General features: G+C 48.8%; 18 protein-coding genes and 2 pseudogenes. 7 read left to right on the top strand and 13 right to left on the bottom strand.

From position 1 onward, the window contains the following. Positions 1-51: 51 nt before the first annotated feature. A complete protein-coding gene (locus AC6B99_RS05620; protein WP_056033534.1) occupies positions 52-366 on the top strand; it encodes a cupin domain-containing protein in 315 nt (104 codons plus the stop codon). A gap of 180 nt (positions 367-546) precedes the next feature. Next, a complete protein-coding gene (locus AC6B99_RS05615) occupies positions 547-1,332 on the top strand; it encodes a hypothetical protein (RefSeq protein ID WP_494882053.1) in 786 nt (261 codons plus the stop codon). Between the two features lie 155 nt (positions 1,333-1,487). Here the strand turns inward: AC6B99_RS05615 and AC6B99_RS05610 are convergent, their stop codons facing one another. Next, a complete protein-coding gene (locus AC6B99_RS05610; protein ID WP_496662951.1) occupies positions 1,488-3,506 on the bottom strand; it encodes a methyl-accepting chemotaxis protein in 2,019 nt (672 codons plus the stop codon). Between the two features lie 225 nt (positions 3,507-3,731). Here AC6B99_RS05610 and AC6B99_RS05605 point away from each other — a divergent pair. Continuing rightward, positions 3,732-4,417, top strand: a pseudogene (locus AC6B99_RS05605) (HAD-IIB family hydrolase). A 105-nt stretch (positions 4,418-4,522) separates the two neighbouring features. Here the strand turns inward: AC6B99_RS05605 and msrA are convergent. Continuing rightward, positions 4,523-5,038 carry a peptide-methionine (S)-S-oxide reductase MsrA gene (gene msrA, locus AC6B99_RS05600; protein ID WP_056033535.1) on the bottom strand — a complete coding sequence of 172 codons (516 nt, stop codon included), beginning with the start codon at positions 5,036-5,038 and terminating at the stop codon, positions 4,523-4,525. 103 nt (positions 5,039-5,141) lie between these two features. Further along, a complete protein-coding gene (locus AC6B99_RS05595) occupies positions 5,142-6,392 on the bottom strand; it encodes an MFS transporter (RefSeq protein WP_496662950.1) in 1,251 nt (416 codons plus the stop codon). A 126-nt stretch (positions 6,393-6,518) separates the two neighbouring features. Between AC6B99_RS05595 and AC6B99_RS05590 the strand changes: the two genes are divergently transcribed. Then, positions 6,519-8,324: an ABC transporter substrate-binding protein gene (locus AC6B99_RS05590; protein ID WP_496662949.1), complete on the top strand. Its 1,806-nt coding sequence runs from the start codon at positions 6,519-6,521 to the stop codon at positions 8,322-8,324. 82 nt (positions 8,325-8,406) lie between these two features. Here the strand turns inward: AC6B99_RS05590 and AC6B99_RS05585 are convergent, their stop codons facing one another. Beyond that, on the bottom strand, positions 8,407-9,012 hold the full coding sequence (locus AC6B99_RS05585; RefSeq protein ID WP_056033489.1) for a TetR/AcrR family transcriptional regulator: 606 nt from the start codon (positions 9,010-9,012) through the stop codon (positions 8,407-8,409). Positions 9,013-9,191: 179 nt separating this feature from the next. Here AC6B99_RS05585 and AC6B99_RS05580 point away from each other — a divergent pair, with 179 nt between their 5' ends. Further along, positions 9,192-9,950 carry an SDR family oxidoreductase gene (locus tag AC6B99_RS05580; RefSeq protein ID WP_496662948.1) on the top strand — a complete coding sequence of 253 codons (759 nt, stop codon included), beginning with the start codon at positions 9,192-9,194 and terminating at the stop codon, positions 9,948-9,950. Positions 9,951-10,066: 116 nt separating this feature from the next. Here the strand turns inward: AC6B99_RS05580 and AC6B99_RS05575 are convergent, their stop codons facing one another. Then, entirely contained in the window at positions 10,067-11,170 is a 1,104-nt protein-coding gene (locus tag AC6B99_RS05575; RefSeq protein ID WP_496662947.1) for an S-layer homology domain-containing protein, read from the bottom strand. Between the two features lie 232 nt (positions 11,171-11,402). On the opposite strand from AC6B99_RS05575, the gene AC6B99_RS05570 reads away from it, so the two are divergent. Further along, positions 11,403-11,828 carry a MerR family transcriptional regulator gene (locus AC6B99_RS05570; RefSeq protein WP_063892531.1) on the top strand — a complete coding sequence of 142 codons (426 nt, stop codon included), beginning with the start codon at positions 11,403-11,405 and terminating at the stop codon, positions 11,826-11,828. 561 nt (positions 11,829-12,389) lie between these two features. Here AC6B99_RS05570 and AC6B99_RS05565 read toward each other — a convergent pair. Next, a pseudogene (locus AC6B99_RS05565) lies at positions 12,390-12,578 on the bottom strand (ATP-binding cassette domain-containing protein); the annotation flags it as partial. 118 nt (positions 12,579-12,696) lie between these two features. Here AC6B99_RS05565 and AC6B99_RS05560 point away from each other — a divergent pair. After that, entirely contained in the window at positions 12,697-13,497 is an 801-nt protein-coding gene (locus AC6B99_RS05560; RefSeq protein WP_496662946.1) for a GNAT family N-acetyltransferase, read from the top strand. Here the strand turns inward: AC6B99_RS05560 and AC6B99_RS05555 are convergent. The 7 genes from AC6B99_RS05555 to AC6B99_RS05525 all read right to left on the bottom strand — a co-directional run bounded on the left by AC6B99_RS05555 (position 13,475) and on the right by AC6B99_RS05525 (position 22,707). Then, positions 13,475-13,732 (bottom strand): hypothetical protein, encoded by a 258-nt coding sequence (locus AC6B99_RS05555; RefSeq protein WP_496662945.1) that lies wholly within the window; start codon positions 13,730-13,732, stop codon positions 13,475-13,477. The genes AC6B99_RS05560 and AC6B99_RS05555 overlap by 23 nt on opposite strands. Positions 13,733-13,786: 54 nt before the next feature. Further along, entirely contained in the window at positions 13,787-14,125 is a 339-nt protein-coding gene (locus AC6B99_RS05550) for a L,D-transpeptidase family protein (RefSeq protein ID WP_494862612.1), read from the bottom strand. Between the two features lie 52 nt (positions 14,126-14,177). Then, positions 14,178-14,426 (bottom strand): CPCC family cysteine-rich protein, encoded by a 249-nt coding sequence (locus AC6B99_RS05545; protein WP_496662944.1) that lies wholly within the window; start codon positions 14,424-14,426, stop codon positions 14,178-14,180. A gap of 107 nt (positions 14,427-14,533) precedes the next feature. Beyond that, positions 14,534-15,847, bottom strand: coding sequence for a uracil permease (gene uraA / locus AC6B99_RS05540; protein WP_056033557.1), 1,314 nt, complete (start codon positions 15,845-15,847; stop codon positions 14,534-14,536). 506 nt (positions 15,848-16,353) lie between these two features. After that, positions 16,354-19,197 carry an Ig-like domain-containing protein gene (locus AC6B99_RS05535; RefSeq protein WP_496662943.1) on the bottom strand — a complete coding sequence of 948 codons (2,844 nt, stop codon included), beginning with the start codon at positions 19,195-19,197 and terminating at the stop codon, positions 16,354-16,356. 163 nt (positions 19,198-19,360) lie between these two features. After that, entirely contained in the window at positions 19,361-21,295 is a 1,935-nt protein-coding gene (locus tag AC6B99_RS05530) for an S-layer homology domain-containing protein (protein WP_496662942.1), read from the bottom strand. 71 nt (positions 21,296-21,366) lie between these two features. Next, positions 21,367-22,707, bottom strand: a complete 1,341-nt coding sequence (locus AC6B99_RS05525; protein ID WP_494862604.1) for an Ig-like domain-containing protein — start codon at positions 22,705-22,707, stop codon at positions 21,367-21,369. Between the last annotated feature and the right edge of the window lie 9 nt (positions 22,708-22,716).

The raw sequence follows: 22,716 nt of genomic DNA, 5'->3' as shown, positions 1-22,716 counted from the left end.
CCGCAATTATGTGTAATCTAATCCAATAATAGTTGAGAGGATTGACGAATGATGAGCAGATTGAACAATTGGGAAAATGCCGAGCCAGGCGTAAAACGGAAAATTTTCACACCGGGCGAGACGATTATGATGATGGAGGTGCATTTTGAGGAAGGAGCGGAAGGTTATTTGCACAGCCATGTGCATGAGCAGTTTTCCTACTGCCTGGAAGGGCAGCTGGAGTTTTCGATAAATGGGGAGAAGACCGTCATTTCCGCAGGCGAGACGATCTTTATTCCTAGCAATGCCGAGCATGGCTGCCGCGCCTTGAAAGCAAGCAAGCTGCTCGATACCTTCACGCCGCTTCGGCAGGATTTGATCAATTAATGAAATAAGGTCAGTATAGACGGCTGAGCTGAGCAAGCTATGCTGTGAGGGTTGTCCCAAAGCCATAATTAATGGCTGGGGGCAGCCCTTTTTTTATGGAGCGAAGGTCAGCGCGGCCTTTCCCGGTTTTCTGTAACATTGTGATTCGCGGGAGCGTCTAGGGAAGGGAGGTGATTGGCGATGAATGGAATAAAACGGACGGGCCAGGCTTTAATCGTGCTGCTCCTTATGCTGACAGCTGTCGGCTGCGGGAGTAGTGCGATGGAACGTGAAGCGCCCGAGGCAACCGAAAATCAGGTTAAGGCTGCGGGTCCAGAACCCGAGGAACCGGCTGAAACTTGTAATGCAATTATCGAGTGGGTCGATTTTCTGATGATTAATGGCATCAAATATCAATACAACTACGAGGGAAGCGGGAAGGTATCTGACGACCAGCTTGGTGAAAAAGTAGGCGAGGTAACTTATATGCTGAACGATCATGCTTGCACGGATTATGTGGAGAAGGATGGGAATGCCGCCTTTTTGCCTATCGGCACAGAAATTTATGCGATAAAGGGCTACAAGTCGGAGTTCCGTGTCGTAGCATTCAACAAGGTTTATGAGGTGATGGATAATCCAAAGGCGGCAACGCTGGGACAATTGCTCGATATCGAAGGCAAAGTTGATAAAGTAGGTCTGGAAAGTGCCGAGGATGGCAGTCCGATCGGCGACTTTAGTGCAGAAGCGTCTGCACAATTTATTCAGGAGCTGCTTCCTCTGCAGCATGTAGGGTTTAAACAGGTTTATGAAAAAACGAAGCATGAATCCGGTATTTTTCTAAGGGTATACTTGCTGGATGGCAGCTCTTTCCGGCTCGTGTATTATCCCGAGGGGAATGGATTTCATACTGGCGCCTTCGGAACAGACAGCCTGAAAAAATTGATTATGGAGCAGCGGGCCCAAATCAAAGCAGCAGCAGGCTTATAGACTTATAGAGCTGCGTCGTCGAAATGGCATTAGCGCTGCTGGAAAGCTTTTTGAATGGATTGAAAGCAAAAAAATCCCGATGAATCGTCAGCAGCAAAAGCATGAGGCTTTTGCTGTTTTTGACGATGCACCGGGACGGTTCGTTCAACTCAAGGCTACAGCTTGAATTTATTAATTTGAATACGCAGCTTCTCGGCCATATTAGCAAGCTCTGCGGAGGACGACGCTACTTCCTCCATCGAAGCCATTTGCTCCTCTGCCGCAGCGGACACGTTTTGTGATTCGGCTGCGGTTTCACTGGCCGAGTCGGAGATGAGGCGAATGGATTCCACCAATGTAGTTGTACCGGACACCATCTCGCCGGATGCGGTTGATACGCCTTGAATGCTCACGGCTACCTCCTGAATGGAAGAGCGAATGCGGGCGAACAGCTCACGGGCTTCTTCACCCGTATGTTTGCCTTCAGCCGCTTGGTTGACGGTCTGTTCAGAGGCTTGCAGCGTCCGATCAATTTCGAGGCGGATACTTCCGATAAAGCCAGCTATTTGCTCGGCTGATTCCATCGACTGGCCGGCAAGCTTGCGGATTTCATCCGCTACGACTGCAAAGCCGCGTCCTGCTTCTCCCGAGCGTGAAGCCTCAATGGCTGCATTCAACGACAAAATATTCGTTTGGCGGGCAATTTGGCTGATGCTGCTTACGACATCGCCGATTTTGCCGGACAAGCCGCTGAGCGCATGAATCGTTTGGGCAAGCTCGCCGATGCCTTGCTCCATCGCGACCATTTTTCCATTAAGCTGATCCATGGAAGCCGCTCCGTCATCGGAGAGGTTGGAGGCTTCTGAAGCGATGTCAGCTGCATTTGTACTATAAGAAGCGATACCATCAATTTGCACAGCGATGCTGTCGGCTGCTTGGCTTCCATCCTGCAAGCTGGATGTTTGGCGCTCCGAGCTTTCGGCTACGACGAGAATCGCTTCGGAAATGCTTTGCGCCGCACGTGCGCCTTGATCCGCTCCCTCAGCAAGCTGCTTCGCAGAATCCGTCAACTGCTCGGATAAGCCATTAACCTCCTTCATCAACAGCTGCATTTGATCGCCAGCGGTATTAAAGGAATGCAGCGCCTTGCTAATATCGGTTTTGCCTTTCACCGGAATGCGATACGTTAAATCGCCTTGCGCCAAAACATCAATGCCATGTGTCAACTGACGAATCGGATACACAATCCGCAGAGCAATGAGAACCGTCATAATCAGGGCAAGGATGATAATGCCTGAGCCGACCAACATAATCAAGTTTAGCAAAGTATCGACAGGCTTTAAAATTTCACTTTCGTCTGCGAACATCGTAATGACCCAGCCCAGGCCAGTCACACTCATAAACCCAATTTTATTAACGCCATTTTCCTTATAATGAATCGGGGCGGTATGGCCTTGGGTCGCATTGGTGAGCGCTTGATCAAGTGCAGCGATACCCAGATCGGATAGTTTTTTGTTTAACACAAACGAGTCATCCGTGTACGAAAGGAATGTTCCGTCAGCTAAGGTCATATAAGCTTTTCCGGTCTCGCCGAATTGAGCTTTGCTGACGCTTTCTACCGCTTGGCTAATCGAATAGGAGGCTCCATAAAATCCATAAGCTTTGCCATCCTTGATTAGTGGAGCACCGACAACAACAACCATCGTGCCCATCGTTTTGGAAATAACCGGCTCAGAAATGAACGGTTTGCCTTCCTTGGCAAGCTTGATGTAAGGCCGATCAGATAAATCGACGTCCGTATTTTTAATGTTAACGGCGTTGGCGCCGATTAAATCAAGCGAGAAAAAAATCGATTCAAATTCGGGATGCTGATTATGGGCCTGGACGAGAAAATCAAGCTGCTGCTGCCGTTCTGCTTCCACCTTGGAGCCCTGCTCCGCAATGACCTGCATAATCGCCTGCTTTTCAACTAAATTGGCATCAATTTCTTTGGCCAGAAGGCTGGAGTAAAGCTCCATTTGTTTTTCGGCTTGGGATTGGACTTCTCTGGAGGTTGGAACGTAGAAGGTGTAGGAGAGCACGGAGACACAAACGACGATAATAAGCAGGGTGGACAATACAATTCTACCTGCTGTCTGACGAATCGAACCAAGAATGAGCAAATTACGAATAAAACGCGAGTTCTTTAATGACATTACTATTCTCCTTTTGATAAAATGTGTGTACTTCTAATATCGGTTGCAGCTTGCAAACTTATTACTATTATTTTCATTTTATTTTGAAAATTTTTCATTTTTAATGAATTGGGAATGAAATCGCTTGCAAAATAGTTGGCGATAGTCAATTTAAATATTATTTTTTGCGTAGGAATTATTATTTAATAAAATTTAGTTGAAATGCAGCTAAAGTGGAGGCGGAGGATGCAATTTGTATTTGATTTGGATGGAACAATTTGTTTTAAAGGAAAACCGATATCGGAACGTTTGCTTTGCGCGTTGGAGGGTTTAATCGAGGCAGGACATGAGGTTGTATTTGCTTCAGCCCGCCCAATCAGGGACATGCTTCCTGTGGTGGACCAGAGATTTCATCATCTTCTATTCATTGGCGGCAATGGCTCGCTGATCTCTCAAGCGGGAAAACGGCTGCCTGGAGAAGTGTTTGCCACTGAACAAGTAAGTAAAATAATGGAATTAATTACGGCGTATCAGGGTACATACTTAATTGATAGCGAGTGGGATTGTCGCTTAACACAATCGTAAAAATCCTCATCCTGTCGTCGGTGAATATGGAGCGCTTGTTTGCAGAATTAGCCGCACTTGAGCTAGTGGTCCACCAGCATAGCCGGGAAAATGTGCTTGATCTGGGCCCGCAGAACATCCATAAATGGAGCGCCCTGCAAAAAGCGGGACTGCAAGCGAAGCAGTTCATCGCCTTCGGCAACGATGCCAATGACATCAGCATGTTCCAGGCGGCGCTTTATGCGGTAAGAATCGGCGATCATGCGGAGCTGGGACCATATGCGACGGCAAGCATCGCAGTGGAAGGGGATTACGAAGGCGCGATTATTGAAAAAATAAAGCAGCTTTCCCAAGCGTATGCTGTATAACAAGGTGAAGTTCCCGACAAAAGCAAATGCAAAAGCAAATGCAAAAGCAAATGCAAAAACAAAAGCAGCCCTAATTGCGGGCTGCCTTTATTAAATGGATTCGTTTTATTTCCAATACTTCTCGATAATCGCTTCGCGGCCGGAATAAATACGCGATTCCTTATAAAATTCCGGGTTTTTGCGATGATAGTTTTGATGGTATTCCTCCGCCGGATAGAAGACGGAAGCTTCTTCGATCGCTGTTACGACAGGCTTGTCAAAGCGGCCGCTGCCCGCGAGAGCTTCTCTGGACTGCAAGGCCAGCTCGCGCTGCTCCTCCGTATGATAGAGGATCGCCGCCCGATATTGGCTCTTCTGATCATTGCCTTGTCCGACTGCATCGGTCGGATCAATTTGCGGCCAATAAAGCTCTAGCAGCTTTTCATATGGGAAAATGTCATCGTCATACGTTATTTGTACAACCTCCAAATGCCCGGTCTCTCCTGTCAATACTTGCTCATACGTAGGGTTCTCCAGCTCTCCGCCCATATAACCGGACAAAATGCCGTGAATGCCGGGCTGCTCTTCAAACGGACTGACCATGCACCAGAAGCAGCCTCCGGCAAACGTTGCTTTTTGTATCATATGATTTCCTCATTTCCTATTGCGGCTAAATATATTTATTTATATCTAATTATATTTAATTTTATTATAAACACTTGCTCCTCACAAGTATAATCCGATTTTAAAGCAAGCTTCGCTGCTTTTCCCATAGCGGGCTAAAGCGGCAGCAGACGAACAAAATCAAGTTGATGAGCATTGCCACAAGAAAGACGATGGATGGCGCAGTAAACACGGAAATCCAGCCAGCCGCCGCGACGGCGAAGGGCATGCCAAGCTTGAACAGCGAGCCGGTAATGCCGCTAATTCTCCCGATCAAGTGCTGCGGCGTCGTTTCCTGGCGGAACGTCCAAATGCAGACGACGCTGATCGTTTCGAACCAGCCATTCAGAAACAGCGACACGCCCAGCATGGCAGCAGAATGGGAAAGATACATCATGAAATAAGTGACGGCTAGACATAAAGTCGTTAGCGTAATTAACGTTCCTACCTTAAGCCTGCGGCGCAGCCAGCTGATAATGAAGCTGCCAAGCAGGCCGCCAATCCCAGCCGCCGACCATACGAGTCCCAGCTCGAAATTGCTCAGCAGCAATGCGTCCTTGGCATAAAAAATAACCGTTGTATCGACCATGCCGGAGGCGCAATTGAGGAAAATAACGGTTAACGTGATCAGCCACAATAAGCGGTTGCGGCGCAGCTCGCGCCAGCCCTCCAGCAGCTCCTTCCAAAAGCTTGATACCCGCTGCGCCCGCGGCTGCTCAGTCGATTGCAGAAATAATAGCAAAATGAATGCAAAACCGAACGCCACCGCCGTCACGAACAAACCGTCATGAAGCCGCGGCAGCATGAGCATAAGTCCCGTCAGTACAGGCCCAATGATGCCGATCAGCGTCGTAACGAAATTGAGCGATACGTTGGCCGAGGTGAGCAGCTCGGTAGGAATCGCCTGCTTGACGATCGCTACCCGCGCATTGGAGAAGGCATAGCCGAAGGCCATCAGCAGAAATCCGCCTGCGTAGAGGACATACAGCGAAGGGTCGCCATAGGCAAGTGCGGCATACAAGCCGAGCAGAACGAGCATTTGCAGCAAAATCGAAGCGAGCGACCAATTCTTTTTATGCACCCGATCCACTAATACGCCAATGAACACGGCCAGCAATAAATTCGGCAGAAACTCGATGCCCTTCATCGTCGACATAGCGACAGCCGACTGCGTCAAATCATATAAAATGAGCGGCAGCGCCAGCTCATAGATTTTATTGCCGAAGGCTATGATGCCGCTAGTAAAGAAAAGAATAAGAAAGTTCCGATGGCCCCATATTGCCGTGTGCGACTGCTGCCGTGATAGGGGAAGACGATTAGTTTTTATGAACATGTGGGGCTGCTCCTCTTGACCGTATTTATGGATCAAAGTATACTTTCGAAAAAGACGAAGGAAAAGCGAAAGGTGAGGATTTTATTTTTCGCCTTTTAGCATTTGCCTATTGGAAAAGGAGTCTAAATGGACGTCCACGACTATTACGGCCAGTTAAGGAAGCATTATATCGACATGCCGAAGCGGCAGCGGTTTGCTGTATCGATGGAGGAGCTAAGCGAGCTGCTTGCCTGCACACGCCGCAACACGCAAATGCTTTTGCACAAAATGACGGAGCTTGGGCTTGTGGAATGGACGCCAGGGCGCGGACGGGGAAATTTATCGCAGCTGGCATTTCTGAAATCCTATAGAGAGCTGGCGTTCGCCAAAGCGCAGGAGCTGGTTGAAAAGGAGAAAATCAATGAGGCATGGAAGCTCATGGAGCCATTTGAGGATCAAGCGATTAAAGCCGAGTTCATGGCATGGCTGACCCGGCAGTTTGGCTTGCAGCAGGATACGGAGGAGAAGGATGTGCTGCGCTTCCCGTTCTATCGTCCTGTCTTAAGGCTGGACCCTGCCTATGTGTTCCGGCGTACGGAGTCGCATTGGGTTGAACAGATTTTTAATACGCTGGTCAAGTTTTCGCGGGGGACGTTTCAACCGCAGCTGGCCCACTATTGGGAAAGCAATGAGGAGCATACGCAGTGGTCTTTTTTTCTGCGTAAGGGCGTACGTTTTCACCATGGGAAGCGGCTGACCGCGCGTGATGTTGCTTTTACCTTTCAGCGGCTGATGGCAAGCTCTCCTTCGGAGTGGCTGACCTCGATGATTGCAGCGATCAACATAACCGGAACGTACAGCCTCACCATTGCGCTGAAGGAGCCGAATGCTTTGTTTATGCACAGCTTGTGCACGGAGCGCTTCAGCATTGTGCCGGAGCATGCGGGCGAGCTGGGGGGAGCAGAGGAATTTGCTAGAATGCCGATTGGGACAGGGCCCTTCCGCATGCTCCGGAATGATGAATCAATGCTCATTGTGGAGGCGAATGAGCTGTATTTCGAAGGCTGCCCCCATCTGGACCGCATTGAAATGTGGGTGTGGCCAAACTATGAGTCGAGCGAAGGGTGGTCTGTTCCAGAGCAGCAGTCGCAGCTGGCCTATTTTGAAGCACAGCTAAAGCAGCAGGCGGATGGGAAGAAGGAGCAGTTGGAGCAAGTGGAGCAGTTGGAGCAGGGCAGTACGTATTTAGCCTTTAATCTTGCGAGAAAAGGAGCGCTGCAGTCGCTGAAGCTGCGCCAAGCGATTCATTACGGCTTGAACCGCCAGCAGATGATTGCCGATCTGGGCGGCATTCGCGAGCAGGCGTCAACGGGCTTCTTGGAAGAGGGGATAGATGCTGACGATTGCACCAGCTATGATTTCTCCTATGCGGTGCAGCTGGTAAGCGAATCGGGTTACGCAGGCGAAACGCTCAAGCTGTACACGTATGAGATGCCCAGCAATGAGCAAAGTGCGGAATGGACCCGGAAGGCATGCGAGAAGCTGGGTATTCGAATCGAAATGGGGGTGTTCCCAATTGAGGAGCTGGTGGCGTGCGCTGAGCATCGGAAGGAAGCTGATATTATTTTAGGCGGAGAGGTGCTGGGGGAGCAGCCGGATATGACGCTAATTGAGCTGTATAAGTCGGAGACGAGCTTCGTAGCTAGCGGTCTTTGCCTTGAAGACCGCGCCTTTGTCGATGAGCATATTTCATTATGTTTGCGGGAGCAGCAGCAGGAGGCCCGATTGGACATTTTAATGCGTATTCAAGAGCGGCTCAAGCAGCAGTTCAGCCTGTTGTTTCTGCATCATAGCCGGCAGCTGGTTGGGCATCACCAGTCCTTGCAGGGCATTGCCTTGAATGCCTGGGGCAACATCAATTATAAGGATGTCTGGGTTCGGAGAACGACATGACAGATGCAAGGGGCATGCAGTTCGAATGCTCCTGCAGTTAGGTCGAAATTTGGAATGGGGGAGCGTATTATTAAGACAGCTATTAGGGCCGCTTTCCTGGACGCGCCATATTTGCATCATTGGGATTCATATTAACGATCTTAACGAGCTGTTCCTGCATATATTCAGGCGGATGCTTAAAGCCGGTTTCAATCCAGTGCCATACGAGGCCAAGCACAGAACTCATGCTATAGGTGGCTAACAGCTCCGGATCAATATCATCCGTAGGATTCAAAAGCTCCGCCATCGAAATTTGTTTAAGGACATGAAGCATTTTTTCCTTCATATTGGGCAGCACATCATTTTTCATTAGAATCGTGTAGACGCCCGAATGCTCGTAAATATGTCTGAAAATCGTGACTGCATGGGCAGGAAGCTCGCTAACGTTAAAGACCTCGACATGCTCGTAGGGTTCCCGAAACGATTGCAGCAGCTTATCGAGCAGCTCATTCGTAATCTCATCTAGCAGCGCTTCTTTACTATCATAATTGGCATAAAAGGTTCCCCGGTTGTAGCCAGCGCATTCTACAATCTCCGTAATGGAGATTGCTTGGAATGGCTTATTCGCCATTAGAGTGAGCAGTGCTTCCCGCATGGCACGTCTGCTGCGCAAAGTTCGGCGGTCGATTTTTGGATTGTTTTCAGACATTATGCTCCACCTTCTTGACGTGTTTATATACAAAAAACCGCATTGTGTCTGTTACCGGGCAAATGTGGTTTTTTTGCTGATTGTCTCTTAACCTTACGTTTTATTATACTCGAAGTAACAGATGTTCTGTAATGAGCATGTGTTTATTGTATCCTTGATTTCAAATGGAGGAATGAACCGTGAGACTAACAGGAAAAGTAGCTGTCGTAACTGGCGCAGCTTCAGGTATGGGGAAAGCGATTGCCGAGCTGTTCGCAGCAGAAGGAGCTAAAGTCGTCGTTTCCGATCTTCGCGTAGATGCTGCTCAAACGGTTGTTTCCGCTATTGAAGCAAGCGGCGGACAAGCCATTGCAATCGCTGCCAATGTAGCGAAGGAAGAGGATGTTCAGCAATTAATCGATACGACCGTAGCAACATACGGCACAGTGGATATTTTAGTTAATAATGCGGGAATTATGGATAACTTTGTTCCGGCAGGGGACTTAACGGATGAGCTATGGGAGCGGGTATTCGCTATTAATACAACGGGACCGATGCGTACGATTCGGAAAGTGCTCCCTCTTTTCACCGAGAAAAAGAGTGGGGTTATCGTCAATATCGCTTCTGCTGGAGGTTTGCAAGGCTCTAGAGCGGGCGCTGCTTATACAGCTTCCAAGCATGCAGTCGTGGGCCTCACGAAAAATATTGGTTTCCAATATGCCGACCTCGGCATTCGCTGCAATGCGATTGCACCTGGCGGTGTGAAAACGAACATTGCGGCGTCGCTAACGGAGCCTAACGCTTTCGGAGCGTCGCGTGCGATGGCAGGCATGGGCCTCAACCCGCGTACGGGCGAGCCGGAGGAAATTGCGAAGGTTGCTCTGTTCCTGGCCTCCGACGATGCAAGCTTCGTCAACGGCACGGTTGTTACTGCGGATGCGGGCTGGACGGCTTACTAAAGCTTTACAATCACAAGCAGAAGCAGTAATCCCCACTGGTTGACCCGTTTCCCATACAAATTGTAGGGAAGGGGGGAACTGGAGGGGATTTTTTATATTAGATTTTTAAAAGTATACTATGAATCATCTCCGCTGATTACAGGCAGCCAAAAAGACATAGTGTATTCGACTTTTAATGTTTCTTCTTCAAAGAAGAAGGCAAAGCCATAGGTTTTGTTTCTATTTTTAATGGGAGTACCATCGAAAAATGGATCAAGCGAAAAATAGCTTCCATCCTCCGCCTGCTCATAAAAGAGGTACGCTTTGCCTGGTCTTAAATAGCCCGCTGTTCCATATTGCAGAAGGACATCCCTTAATGTGCTTTTTCCGACTATTATACCTTTGCTGGTAGAGAAAATCTTACTAGTGTCCGTATATTCTGAATCAGTAGATATAGACCAAAGGCCTAACAGATCCGCTTTATTGTATATAACTGAGAAGGAAGGATACTGGTTAAATCCAAATGAGACAGTCTGAGACTCCCCAAACCGTGCATCGATAGAGGATTTCGTATCCCCAAATTTCACTGTCGAATTAGGCTCGGTTCCAATTAAATCAAAATCCCCTTTGGTTAATGGCTGCGTGCTGAATAGGGGCAAAGGTTTTGGCGCATTCACCAGACTCGGCAGCATGCTGCGTTTGGACAGGGATTTTGGACGCTCCTCGATACCCATCATTCCTGCAACCGTCAACTGCCTAATCCATTGAATAGCCTCAGCCCGTGTCAAAGGAGAATCGGCTTTAAAGGTAGACAGCGAGGCGGCATCACCGTGTACCATCCCATGTCCAATTAGATAAATCAGATTATCCTGTCCCTCAAAGTGGACGCCATTGGCTGAGGCAATAATCGCGGCTGCTTGTGCTTGAGTGATCGGTGCTGTACGAAGTTCTGTCTTGGCTGCTCCGACAACGGGATGGTTCCACTCTTTCGCAAATTGATATAGCGTGTTTACCCGACTTTTAATTGTCCCATCCGTTTCAGCGTTCCTCAACAACCCATTATCGAACGCCTCATACAATATTTTCAAAAACTCTGCCTCGCTTACAAGTCGATCCGGTTGAAAGCTTCCATCCGAATAACCCTCAATGATTCCATTTTCTCTGGCCCATTGCATTAATGTATCTGACCCTTGATTGCTTGGTCCATAGGTTTCAGCAGCAGCGATGCTTCCCCCAAGCATGCTGGAAACCACCATAAGACAAATGAAAGTCCGACGGACGATAGACATGTATACCTCAGCCCTTCTTATCTTTAAAGTTGTTGTGAATGAAACTTCTTACATAGTATTATCGGTTGAAAAGCGGCCTTTTGTAAGGTTCTACCATAGGGATCGTTCCCTATCTTATAAACTGGCAATTTCCCCGAAACCTTGTTACGCTTTCTATATCTATGTTGAAACAGGGGGAATCGGGATGGCGGAAGGAAAGAAAACGATGGAAATGAAGCGGGTACAAGATAGTGGAAAGATTTACACCATTAAGGAAGCCGCAAAGCTAGGAGGGTTATCAGAGGATACAATCCGTTATTATGAGAAAATCGGCGTTTTGCCGCAGGCGGAGCGTAAAAACAACACCCATCGTTTTTACCGGATGAAGGATATTGAAACGATGAAGATGCTGGTCTGCCTGAAGAAAACAGGCATGTCGCTTGACGAGATAAGACCGTTTATAGGTGTGTCCTTCATCAATAAACCGTCGGATTACCCCGAGCTGGTGCAATTAATGCTGAATCATAAGCAGCAAATTCGGCAGCAAATAGCGGATTTGCAGCAGGTGCTGGACTTCATTGATGACAAGCTGAAAATCACCTCTTTTGAGCAAGGTGGCTGCCCTCAGTAGCTGCAACAACTAGGACAACCCCTTGACTCAAATCAAAATGAAGAGGATGAGCAAGGGGAATTAATTTTAGGCAACGCGGGTAGGGTAGGACAGGATAAGGAAGGGAAGGAAGGGGGAAGTGAAGGGCACCTTGCATTTTGAAGGACTGAGAAGCCGCTATTTTAGCATTTAATGCGATTTCAGCCTCTGAGCGGACAGGAAAGCCGTTATTGTCCCCATAATTGCGTGAAAATGAGTATGAGGGGCTCATTAGCGGCTCCTGAGTCCGCGAGTACCGCCAAAAACCCTAATCTGGTTAAAATAGCGTCGTCTGTGTCCGCCAAATTTCCGCTACCGACTTAGCCCGGTTATTAAGCCACTTCATATCGTCTCCGCATACATATCCGAACGAGCAAGCCTACAGCTTTGATGCATCTATGCTTATTTAAGCCTATCTAAACCTGTCTATACCTAACGTCTACTCCGTCACGAGAATACGCGGCGCAGCTTGTTTAATCACTTTCGACGAGGCCCATGAGCCAAGCACCGCCGAGAAAATACTCAGGCACGAGACGACGGGCAAGTCACCTGATCCAGCCCGCTCAGCAAGTACAGCAGCGGCGACTTGCCGGAGCCGAAGTTGCCCATAATGACAGTGAATTCGCCCTCATAAATGTCTAAATCCACATTGCGGATGGCATGATATTGCTCGCCGCCTGTCGAATAGGTTTTACATAGGTTTCTAGCTCGAATAATCGCTTGCTTGGTCATGCATATCTCTCCCGAAAGCTTGTCTTAACCCCATTATAATTACGCAATATATATAAAGGCTTATCAAGTTATTAATAAATCCTTACAGTGAAGTGCACTTCACAAGGAGGCGGTTTCTATGCAGGAGCTAACAGCAACAGAGTTTAATATGGTTAATCCAATGCTTGAAAAGGTAGGAAATAAAGCGGTCTATGCTTTATCGGTAATCCAGCAGCTTCAACCAGGAAAGGTGTTAGTAAACGATAAGAAAAGTCCTACAGCCGCATTCATAACGAGTGTTGGTGGATTCTATTGTTTATTGGGAGCTGCAAACGATGTTCTATTTAATGAGGGGGTTATACGGTTCCTAAACGATAGAGACAGCCATTCTATTCGTTTTTATGCTCTAGCTTTATTTTCAGCGGATTGGGAACTGCTGCTGGCTGAAAAAAATCTAATAAATGCGGCCAAGATTAAAAGGGCTTATTTCCAATTTAACAAGGAAAAATTTCTTCAAACTTATTGCGATTATCCGTTTGTGCTCAATGCTGAATTCAACGATGAAGGATTAAATCTAGAAATAGCTAACCAATATCGAGAGGACTTTTATCCGTATTATAAAATAGTTTGGGATTCGGCCCAACAATTTATCGATAATGGTGTCGGTCATTTTGTGACGAAAGACGATAAGATTGTCAGTGTTTGTTCCTCTCCCTATGTTGGAGGCGGTTACGCTGAAATCGACATCATTACAGTAGAAAAATATAAACGAAAAGGGCTCGCTGCATGGGCCGGTGTCCATTTTATTAAGGAGTGTCTTAACAAAGGACTGACACCAAACTGGTGCTGTCATTCCGATAACCTGGAGTCCTTAAGTGTCGCCCAAAAGCTTTGTTTTGAGCAAATAGACGAGCATCCTATGTATTGGTACAACGGTTAACCATTATGCGATTAGCAGAGGGGAATAGTGAAATGAAAAACGGTGCCACTGCCGTTATTGCTTCTGGACGCAATGGAGCCGCCATAAGCTGCTCCTTGTTCGCATCCAGCTCGGCCTCTATACGGATCGTATCGCCTGGGGAGGATGCGTTAAGCGCATTCGCCACGATGTTGGCAAGCATTTGCTCAATACGCGCGTGGTCGATAGCGATCAGTACGGTCTCTTGCAGCTGCAATCGCCAGATCGCTTGCGCCGCAGCTGCGCTAATGGAGACCGGCTAGGTCAGCCGTTATTCCCGAATGGTCACACGGGTATTGATCGGAACCAAATGGGCGAGAGCGACAACATCGTCATTGTACATGCGGATGCAGCCATGCGACACCATGCGCCCGATAGAGGAAGGATCATTGTTGCCATGAATGCCGTAATGCGGCTTGGATAATCCCATCCAGAAAGCACCAAACGGTCCGCCGGGATTGGCTTGTTTATTGATTATCGTAAATTCGCCGAGTGGCGATTGCGTCAGCATTTTGCCGATGCCAACAGGATAGGCGTTTACAACCGTATTGCCATCAAGCAAATACAGCCTGCGGTCAGATAGATCAACGATAATGCGGTATGAAGGCATGAAAGGTTTCCCTCCTTTGCTTCTATCCTATGTAAGAGGGGGAGCAGGGGCATTAGGCATTGGGTAGGGGGCTCCATTTTTCATCTCGTTTATCTTTATCTGTTGGCTTTCGGTTAGTTCTTCCTAATAAAAAAGCTTTTTGATATTGTCTTAAAGACTCAATATTAGCTCCGCCTTCAAAGTCAGGGTCATTAAATTGGACAGCGTCATCCTCCCAAAAACAAATTTCACATATGTCATATGTGCCTGGCGGTTCATAGTCTAAAGTCATGTAACCACAACAAGGACATGCGAATTTCATAGTCATTTCTCCTCTATAAAAATTTTGATGTTACAGTAAAAATGACGCATCAAACTATGGTTAGTTTGTGCGTCATTTTATAGTTAATTCGAGCTTTGCTGCTTGTTCTAGTGCCCCGATGCCTCATGATCGTTGGACAGCTTCAGCACATCAAACAGCTTGAACAGCAGGCTTAGCAAAATCGCTACGACTGTCGCAAGCGCCATGCCGGAGATGGAGAAATCGCCCAGCTTGATGGTGACGCCGCTGAGTCCGGTTACCATGACAACCGTTGTCAGAAACAGATTTGTCGGCTTGCTGTAATCGACCTTCGATTCCACAAGCATCCGAAAGCCGGATGCGGCGATAACGCCGAACAGAAGCAGGGAAACGCCGCCCATGACAGGAGTCGGAATGCCCGAAATGAGCGCCGAGAATTTTCCTGAAAAAGAGAGCACAATGGCGATGACGGCAGCGCCGCCAATGACAAAGGTCGAATATACCTTCGTAATCGCGAGTACGCCAATGTTTTCGCCGTAGGTCGTATTAGGCGTGGAGCCGACGAAGCCGGAGATCATCGTTGAAATACCGTTGCCCAGCATGGAGCGGCTCAGCCCCGGGTCCTTCGACAAATCCTTTTCGACGATATTGCTCGTCACGACCAAATGGCCGATATGCTCGGCAATGACGACGAGCGCAGCGGGAGCGATGGCAAGAATGGCTGCCCACTGGAAGACTGGCATTGTAAACTGAGGAGACTGCAGCCAGCCGCTTTCACTAACGCCGGAAAAGTCAGTCATGCCCATAAATTGAGCAAGAACATAGCCGGACACGATTCCAATTAGAATCGGAATAATCTTCATAAACCCGCGGAACAGCACCGAGCCAAACACGGTTATAGCCAGCGTAATGGTAGACAATGCGACCGTTGAACCGTCCATCGTCCAGTTTGCCGGGTCTTTATAGTTGTCCGGCATAATCCAGCCAGCCATTTTCGCTGCGACCGGAATGAGCTCCAGCCCGATAATCGCGACAATCGCGCCCATCGCCGCAGGAGGGAAAACGACGTTAATCCAGCCCGTTCCCGCATAATGAATAATCAAGGCGACAAGTGTGAAAATAACGCCTGCGGCAATAAAACCACCCAACGCTGCGGCATAATTGCCCGGCTCACCAGCTGCATGCTGGCCGATTACCGCTCCGGCAGGAGTGATAAAGGCAAAGCTGGAGCCGAGATAAGCGGGGATTTTGCCTTTGCAAATCCATAAATAAAGCAAGGTGCCGATTCCGTTCATAAGCAGGCACACAGCCGGATCGACGCCGAGCAAATTCGGCACAAGCACGGTGGAGCCGAACATGGCGAATAGATGCTGCAAGCTCAGCATCAGGCTCTGCCCTAGCGGAGGGCGATCCATAATTCCAATTGCATTACGGTTTTTCATAAACCATTGATCCTCCCGAGTGTTCTACGTCTATAATCCTTGTCGATTCTACCTAGTTCGGTGAAGGTTGGCAAGCTTTTTTTCAAAATAGAGAGAAAGTATGATTTTTCCATCCTTCCTCTATATTTCTCGGAATGAAACGCGCCGCGCTGCCAAAGGACGGCGACAGCCGTTTCACCTTGAAATATAGGGAAGGAGCTGATTTTTCCGCCCTTCCTCTCTATTTCTCGGAATGAAACGCGCCGCGCTGCCAAAGGACGGCCACAGCCGTTTCACCTTGAAATATAGGGAAGGAGCTGATTTTTCCGCCCTTCCTCTCTATTTCTCGGAATGAAACGCGCCGTGCCGCCAAAGGACGGCGACAGCCGTTTCACCTTGGGCGGAGCAAAAAAAGAGGCCGGAGCCGTCCCCAGAACGGACTCCAGCCTGATGCCGTTAGCTATATGAGCTTAGCACCGTGTTGGTTTTCAAGGCAGTGCAAGCCATCCTTACAGTATTATCGTCATTTACGGCGTGTGATGACCCATATACTCGTACGTCCCTTTAGGATAATAGGACCACTGGCTGGTATCGTACAAGCTCTTGCCGATTTGACCCAACTTGCGGACCATTGTACCGCCGCTTGGGAACAGGGTGCTGGTTAAAGCTCCGTTTGAGCTGATATCGCCAGCTACATCAACGACCACGCCATTTTTCTTAAGAGCAAGGCCGCTCACCGTAATATTCCATTCTGGAGCAAACTTATCTTCAAAATTAAAATAAACAGCTGAAGTTATATCCATAAAATCATAAAATGCTGTGTCTATAATAACGGTAATATTGTTGGGCATGAGGAAAGGAAACGCCAGCTCCTTCTCGTAGTACTGCCCATTGGTAGAATTGCGGCCGTAAACAAACAAGCTATAGCCTGTAAGGTCACTGCTGTTGCTATAAATTTCGACGGCTGACCGGTTTTGATTCTCAAGTAAAAACTCGGCAATGTAAACTGGCGAGGTTGTAAAGCTCGAAGCGTCGGCAGCGGTTGTAAACGTCCATTGTGTCTTCGAGGTCATACCCGTCGATGCCAGACCATTGCTGTCTTTAAAGCTTCCGGCAGCAAACTTTACATAATAGGCGGTCGCGCCTGAGAGCCCGGCAACTTGGACATTTGCCATATTGGCGCTGAACGTCACCTGGGATGGGTCATTGAGGGCGATGCTGGCGGCAACGGTATCGTCTGATGCTTTATACACGGTAAGCGTTTGGCCTGCTGCCGCTGTAACGGGCCGATTAAACGTAAGCGAAAGCGTCAAATTTTTATTCGTATTTAGCTCATGGTTAGCAGGAGACAGGCTGGTAATTTCCAGCTCATTCGTTGCGCTAATGAGCATGTCAATAGTCTTAAGTGTGCGTCCGCTGGTCAAAGCGCTTGCCTTGGCTGTAATGCTGAAGTTTGTAATATCCGTATCAAAGTCGGTGCCATCGTAATCTACCGATAGCCAAATCTCATTGGGGGATAAATGCGACACATCGAGTATGGTCATGCCTTGTGGAGCATGGTTCAACTCAAAGTCGCCCGTGTTTGCCGCCGAATCGAACGTATCCTCCTCTAATGCGACAGCGAAAATAGCCCCGCTTGAAGCTCGCAGTTGATCCTCCGTCAAATCCTCAAGATCGACAGCAGTTAACGTCCGCGCATCTGCGGTCAGGAACGTCCAGGCTGCATCATCGCTGATGCCTGCAAATGCATTGCCATGCACATCTGTAAATGCGCCTTCCTCAACCTCTACGTAATAAGCAGTTATGCTCGTGAATTGAAAAAGTTGTGATGAGGGATGGAGAATCGCTTTACCGCCTTGAATCGTAACCTGATCTGATTCAGATACGATGTAGGTTTGCACGACCGTATCGTCTGAGGCCTGCCGAATCGTAATTTTTTTGCCTGTGACCGGAACAATATCCTCGTTAAAGGACAGGGAAGGCTCGGCTGACAAAGCATAGTTCGGCTCCTGATTTGCAGGAGAGGTCTGCACGAGCAGAGGAGCGGCGACATCGGCAGTTGCAAAGCTCCAAGCTGAAGAACTGCTGATGCCTTCAAAGGTATTGCCCGCCTGATCGATGAATGCGCCAGCGTCTATCGTGATGGAATAGCTTGTCTCGCTGCCTAGATCGGCATGCTTAATCGATATATTTTTGCCATCTATGATGATATGACTAGCATCGTCTGCATCGTAGGCCAAAACATCAAGCGGATTCGCCGTATTTGTAATATAGATTTTTTTACCGGAAACAGCTGTAACGGGCCTATTCATTGTCAGCTCCAAATCGGCAGCTACGCTAATTTCGCCCGCTGAATGGGCCGGAACCCGGCTCTGAATATAAGGCGCGGACGTATCTGGCACTACCGTGCTGGTCGCTAGCATAACGGATCGGCCATCAGTTATGCCTGCCGCCGCAACTGGTGTAGCTTCTACAAATAAGTAGAAGCCGACGTCTTCAGACGCAACGGGATAGGCTGGCGAAGTTGCGCCGGCAATGGCCGTGCGGTCCGAGCCATCTGCCTGCGTGCCGCGGTACCATTGGAAGCGGGAAGCGGCTTCGGCGTCATTTTCAGCATCAAAATAATTATATTGCACCGTCATCATTTCGCCTGCTTTCAGCAAGCCAGCGAGCGAAGCGCCGTGCAGCACAGGAGCATCGTTGATAGAACTGAGCGTGATGATGTAATTGGAGCTGGTTGCCGAGGAGCCTTTGCCCGCATAGCTGCTTAGCAGCTTGGTTGCGTCCGCAGCGGTGACAACGCCGTCACGGTTAATATCGAGCAGATTAATCTCTTCCGGCGTCAGTACAGCGCCGCTGTTCACGACCTTCATAATGTACAGGGCGTCCGCAGCAGTGACAACACCGTCGCCAGTCGTATCCCCGATGCGGGTTACGGTCAACTGGAACTGCTCCGTCAGTTTTTCAAGCGTTGGGGTTTGCGCTTCAAGCGTAATCGTAGTTGTCCCCGCCAATATAATCTCTAATTCTGTATAAAGCTGATAAGCATTTGCCGTAGCAACGGCGGAATCGCTGGACGAGGCTGTCAGCTGGGAAAGGCCAGCAACACCGGAGAACAGCACACTTGCATCCAAGGAAATACGGGAGCCGTGATGCTCGATAGCCGCACCAAATGGGGTGGTAGAATCCGAGGAAGGCTTAATCCAGGGAATATCCTTGTTGACGATCGGGGTGAAAAAGTTGGAGGTGGCCGGAGTGGCATTCGCTCCATTTGGCAGTGGCAGAGCGGTCCCCAGCATAGTCGCGCACAAAATAATCGCAGGTCCTTTGCTGCGGGAGAAATGAGTCATTTTACGCCAATAATTATTCATTCGTCCAGTTCTCCTTATAAGAGGGTTGATGAGATATTGCCTTTATTGTAAAACAAGCGGTTGAACGGATTCTGAATCTTATTGTCGAAATAAGTCGAAGGAAAAGGCTGCAAAATTCTAGCGATAGAATTTTGCAGCCGGATTGAAATCATGCAGATCAAGCTTAACCGTTAATTAGACCAGCTTTGACAAGCAGGCGTTTCACGATAGCAGCGGTCTCTGCCCGGGTTACATTGGAATCCGGGTTCAGAGCGCCATCGGCGCCTTGGACAATGCCGTTTTTCAAAGCAGCAGCAACTGCGGCTTTAGCCGAAGCTGATACCGATGCGCTGTCTTGGTAGGCTGCCAGCAGGCTGTCGATTTCAGCGGTATCGCTGACTTGTGCTAGTGAGGTAAGCGCAAGGGCGCGGTTCAAAATAATCATCGCTTCTTCACGAGTGATCAAGCCGTTTGGACGGAAGGTGCCGTCCGAATAGCCGCTGATCAGCTTGCTCGAAACCGCGAGCTTCACTTCATTTTCGTACCAGCTGCCTGCCTTCACATCGGAGAAGGAAACCGCTGTGCTGCCGGAAGCGGCATGGATGCCGAGTGCGCGCAGCAAGGTTGCTGTGAACTCAGCGCGAGTAATGGAAGCGTTCGGTGCAAATTCAGTTCCCGATACGCCCTTCATGATCAGGCGGGAGCCGAGATCGTTGACGTCATTTTTGCTCCAGTGATTTTCAACATCCTTGAACGAAGCCGGGGTATAAACGACCGCATAGCTGCTGTTCGTCAAGCTGTTGATGCTCGCCCAATACGTGCTGCCCGTAACGGAAATATGGGTCGGTACATGGTGCAAGGTGCCATCAGAACCAAGCACTACGCCCGTTGTAATCGCTGTGCCGTCAGAGCCGGCAGGAAGAGCGATCGCACGTTCTACATAATGATTAAACTGGTTAACGACAATGCTTTTGCCGTTGTAATGCGCGATGACTTCAAAGTCAACTGGCGTTCCAACAACGCTCAGCCCTTGCTTGGAGGCTTGGGATTTTACTGCATTTGCCGCTGAGCTATCCGCTGTTGTGATGGAAATCGTGATTTTAATATCAGACAGGGCAACCGAAGCGCCGACCTGTGCGGAAATGCTGTTAATGTTGATATCGCTCGCAGGCAGTGTATAAGTAGCCGTAGGCGTTTGAATTTTAACGGAAGCACCGCGACCTTCCAGTTCTTTCACCAGTTGGCCGTTCAGCTCGCCAGTCACGATAGCAGCAGTAGTATCCTGAACCGGAAGCACCAGCTCTTTAATGCCGGAAGTGCTGATTTGCTTGAGCACTTTATCGTTGTCTACTTCAAGCAGCACCGATTTGCGTCCATTTTGTACAGAAGACTTCGAAGTCGCAAATTGTGGCTGCTCCTTGCCGTCGATGTAGACGATGACCGGTGTCGATGTTGTTGTCGGCGCCGGTGTGCTTGTAGCAGGTGTCGGTGTTGTGGAACCGCCGCCCGAGCCGGAGCCGGAGCCTGGGTCTGGATTATTTGGAGAATCCTTGTAAACGACAATTTCTCCGCCTGCCAGTGTAGAAGGCACCTTATAAGAGGAACTGCGGTAAATGGCCCAATTTTCATCTTTGGACGTATCAACAGTCAAATTATAAGTTCCTGTCGTTTCGCTGCTAAGCGCTTTAATTTCAATAGTAAACAGCTGCTGCGGGTCATGAATACGCGAGTTTCCGCCAGTGGAATCGATCCAGATCGCCCGGACCCAGCCAGCCGTATTGTCGAAGTTGGACTGGAAATAGCCCGTATCAGAGGGGCTGCCGTCTTCTGGAGCAACTTCGCCATAGGTAGGCGTGATGCTGACGATGCTGAAAATAGCAGGATCGAAATCGATTTGCATGTTATAAGCACCAACGCCATCGCCAGCACTCGTCAGCATGACAGGCACGCTTCCTGATTGTCCAACTGCAACTCGGGTATTCGTAATCGTAACCTGCGCAGGGGCGCTAGATTCAGCGTGTGCGGCAGCTGGAAGAAGAACGGCTGGCAATACGAGCAGGCTGCTCAGTATGAGCAGCAGAAGGCGTCTTGCAGGAGCTTGCTTCAATAATGGTTGCATAATAACCTCCATGATAGTAAGGGTAGATGTGTGGGGCCTGGGTATTTTGACCTTTGATAGTCTTGACACTGTTAACCTACATATTGGGTTGTGAACATCCATTCAGAAAGTGAGACGCCTGCAAAATCATTTCCATCGATATCTTCGAAGGCGCCATCATCGATGATAATGCTGAATTGTGTATCGGATGGCAGGAAAATGGTTAAACCGCTAAGGGTAACCGTATTTCCGCTAATGATAACGTGAGCCGGATAGTCGGCTGGAAAGCTCAGCACTTCACTGTTAGTTGAGGTATCAATAAATTTGATCTCTTTACCAGCAACGGCGGAAATGTCTCTATTAAATGTAAAAACAATATCGTCATATTGATTGACATTGACGCTTCCGTTTACAGGGGTGCGGCTTACAATGAAAGGAGCAGCGCTTGCTACGGCAGCATTTGACTTCAAGAGGACGGCCTGGCCCGTCAGCAGATCGCCTGATGCGGCAACCGGCGTTACCTCTGCGAACACATAATAATTGACATCGTCTTGCTGAAGGCTGTAAGTAGTCGCCGTTTCACCGATGATTTCCACCCGGTCAGAGCCGTCAGCTTGAGTACCGCGGAACCATTTCGTGCGGGTATTGCCCTCGGCATCATTTTCGGCGTCAAAATAACTGTATTGCGCAGTAGCCGTCTTGCCAGACACCCATGAGTCGACACTTAAGGAAGTGTTGTACACAGCAGGAGCATCGTCAATGGCGCTTAAAGTGACGATATATTTTTCAGTTGAGTTAAGGGCGGTTTTCCCGGTGTAGAGATTCATCAGAGCCGCGACATCTGCCATGGAGATGCTGCCATCGCGGTCGATATCGTACAGATTGGCGTCGCCTGGGGTCAGGACGGTATTCCGGTCTATCTCTCTAGCGATCAGGAACGCATCCGCTGCTGTAACCATGCCATCCTTGTTCGTATCCGCAAAGCGGTCTACCGTCACGCGGAAATGCTCGGTCAGCTTTTCATTTCCGGCTGTAACGCCTTCAATTCTGATTTCAGTCGTTCCAGCAGCTAAAATTTCAACGTCTATATAAGGCAACTGCACATTAACCGATGCGACATTTGTATCACTGGACCAAGCGGTTAACGTAGTGATGATGGCTGCCTGAGGGAACAGCTTCGTCGTATCCAGCATAATGGAGGAGTCGTACGTAATAATCTGCGATCCCGAGCTAGGGACAGGACTGTAATTAGAAGTAGGCTTGACCCATTGAATATCGTTGTTTACAACAGGTAGGAAGTAGTTCGATGGTCCAGATGCTGCATGCGCCAGGGTTGACAATGACAAGCTTGTTCCTAGTACAGCGGTGCACAACAATAGCGAGGGACCTTTGCTTCGTGAAAAACCAGCCATTTTACGCAAAGAATGCTTCATTTGTCTTAA

This window comes from Paenibacillus liaoningensis (assembly GCF_059609455.1).
Note: the sequence above shows the minus strand (reverse complement) of the source record. Positions and strands in the feature narration are given on the sequence as shown.

What these genes read in the sequence shown, in the direction of transcription:
- AC6B99_RS05620 (WP_056033534.1), top strand. Translation starts at nt 52, where the DNA reads ATGAGCAGATTGAACAATTGGGAAAATGCCGAGCCAGGCGTAAAACGG.
- AC6B99_RS05615 (WP_494882053.1), top strand. Translation starts at nt 547, where the DNA reads ATGAATGGAATAAAACGGACGGGCCAGGCTTTAATCGTGCTGCTCCTT.
- AC6B99_RS05610 (WP_496662951.1), bottom strand. Translation starts at nt 3,506, where the DNA reads ATGTCATTAAAGAACTCGCGTTTTATTCGTAATTTGCTCATTCTTGGT.
- AC6B99_RS05595 (WP_496662950.1), bottom strand. Translation starts at nt 6,392, where the DNA reads ATGTTCATAAAAACTAATCGTCTTCCCCTATCACGGCAGCAGTCGCAC.
- AC6B99_RS05590 (WP_496662949.1), top strand. Translation starts at nt 6,519, where the DNA reads ATGGACGTCCACGACTATTACGGCCAGTTAAGGAAGCATTATATCGAC.
- AC6B99_RS05585 (WP_056033489.1), bottom strand. Translation starts at nt 9,012, where the DNA reads ATGTCTGAAAACAATCCAAAAATCGACCGCCGAACTTTGCGCAGCAGA.
- AC6B99_RS05575 (WP_496662947.1), bottom strand. Translation starts at nt 11,170, where the DNA reads ATGCTTGGGGGAAGCATCGCTGCTGCTGAAACCTATGGACCAAGCAAT.
- AC6B99_RS05570 (WP_063892531.1), top strand. Translation starts at nt 11,403, where the DNA reads ATGGCGGAAGGAAAGAAAACGATGGAAATGAAGCGGGTACAAGATAGT.
- AC6B99_RS05560 (WP_496662946.1), top strand. Translation starts at nt 12,697, where the DNA reads ATGCAGGAGCTAACAGCAACAGAGTTTAATATGGTTAATCCAATGCTT.
- AC6B99_RS05550 (WP_494862612.1), bottom strand. Translation starts at nt 14,125, where the DNA reads ATGCCTTCATACCGCATTATCGTTGATCTATCTGACCGCAGGCTGTAT.
- AC6B99_RS05545 (WP_496662944.1), bottom strand. Translation starts at nt 14,426, where the DNA reads ATGAAATTCGCATGTCCTTGTTGTGGTTACATGACTTTAGACTATGAA.
- uraA (WP_056033557.1), bottom strand. Translation starts at nt 15,847, where the DNA reads ATGAAAAACCGTAATGCAATTGGAATTATGGATCGCCCTCCGCTAGGG.
- AC6B99_RS05535 (WP_496662943.1), bottom strand. Translation starts at nt 19,197, where the DNA reads ATGAATAATTATTGGCGTAAAATGACTCATTTCTCCCGCAGCAAAGGA.
- AC6B99_RS05530 (WP_496662942.1), bottom strand. Translation starts at nt 21,295, where the DNA reads ATGCAACCATTATTGAAGCAAGCTCCTGCAAGACGCCTTCTGCTGCTC.
- AC6B99_RS05525 (WP_494862604.1), bottom strand. Translation starts at nt 22,707, where the DNA reads ATGAAGCATTCTTTGCGTAAAATGGCTGGTTTTTCACGAAGCAAAGGT.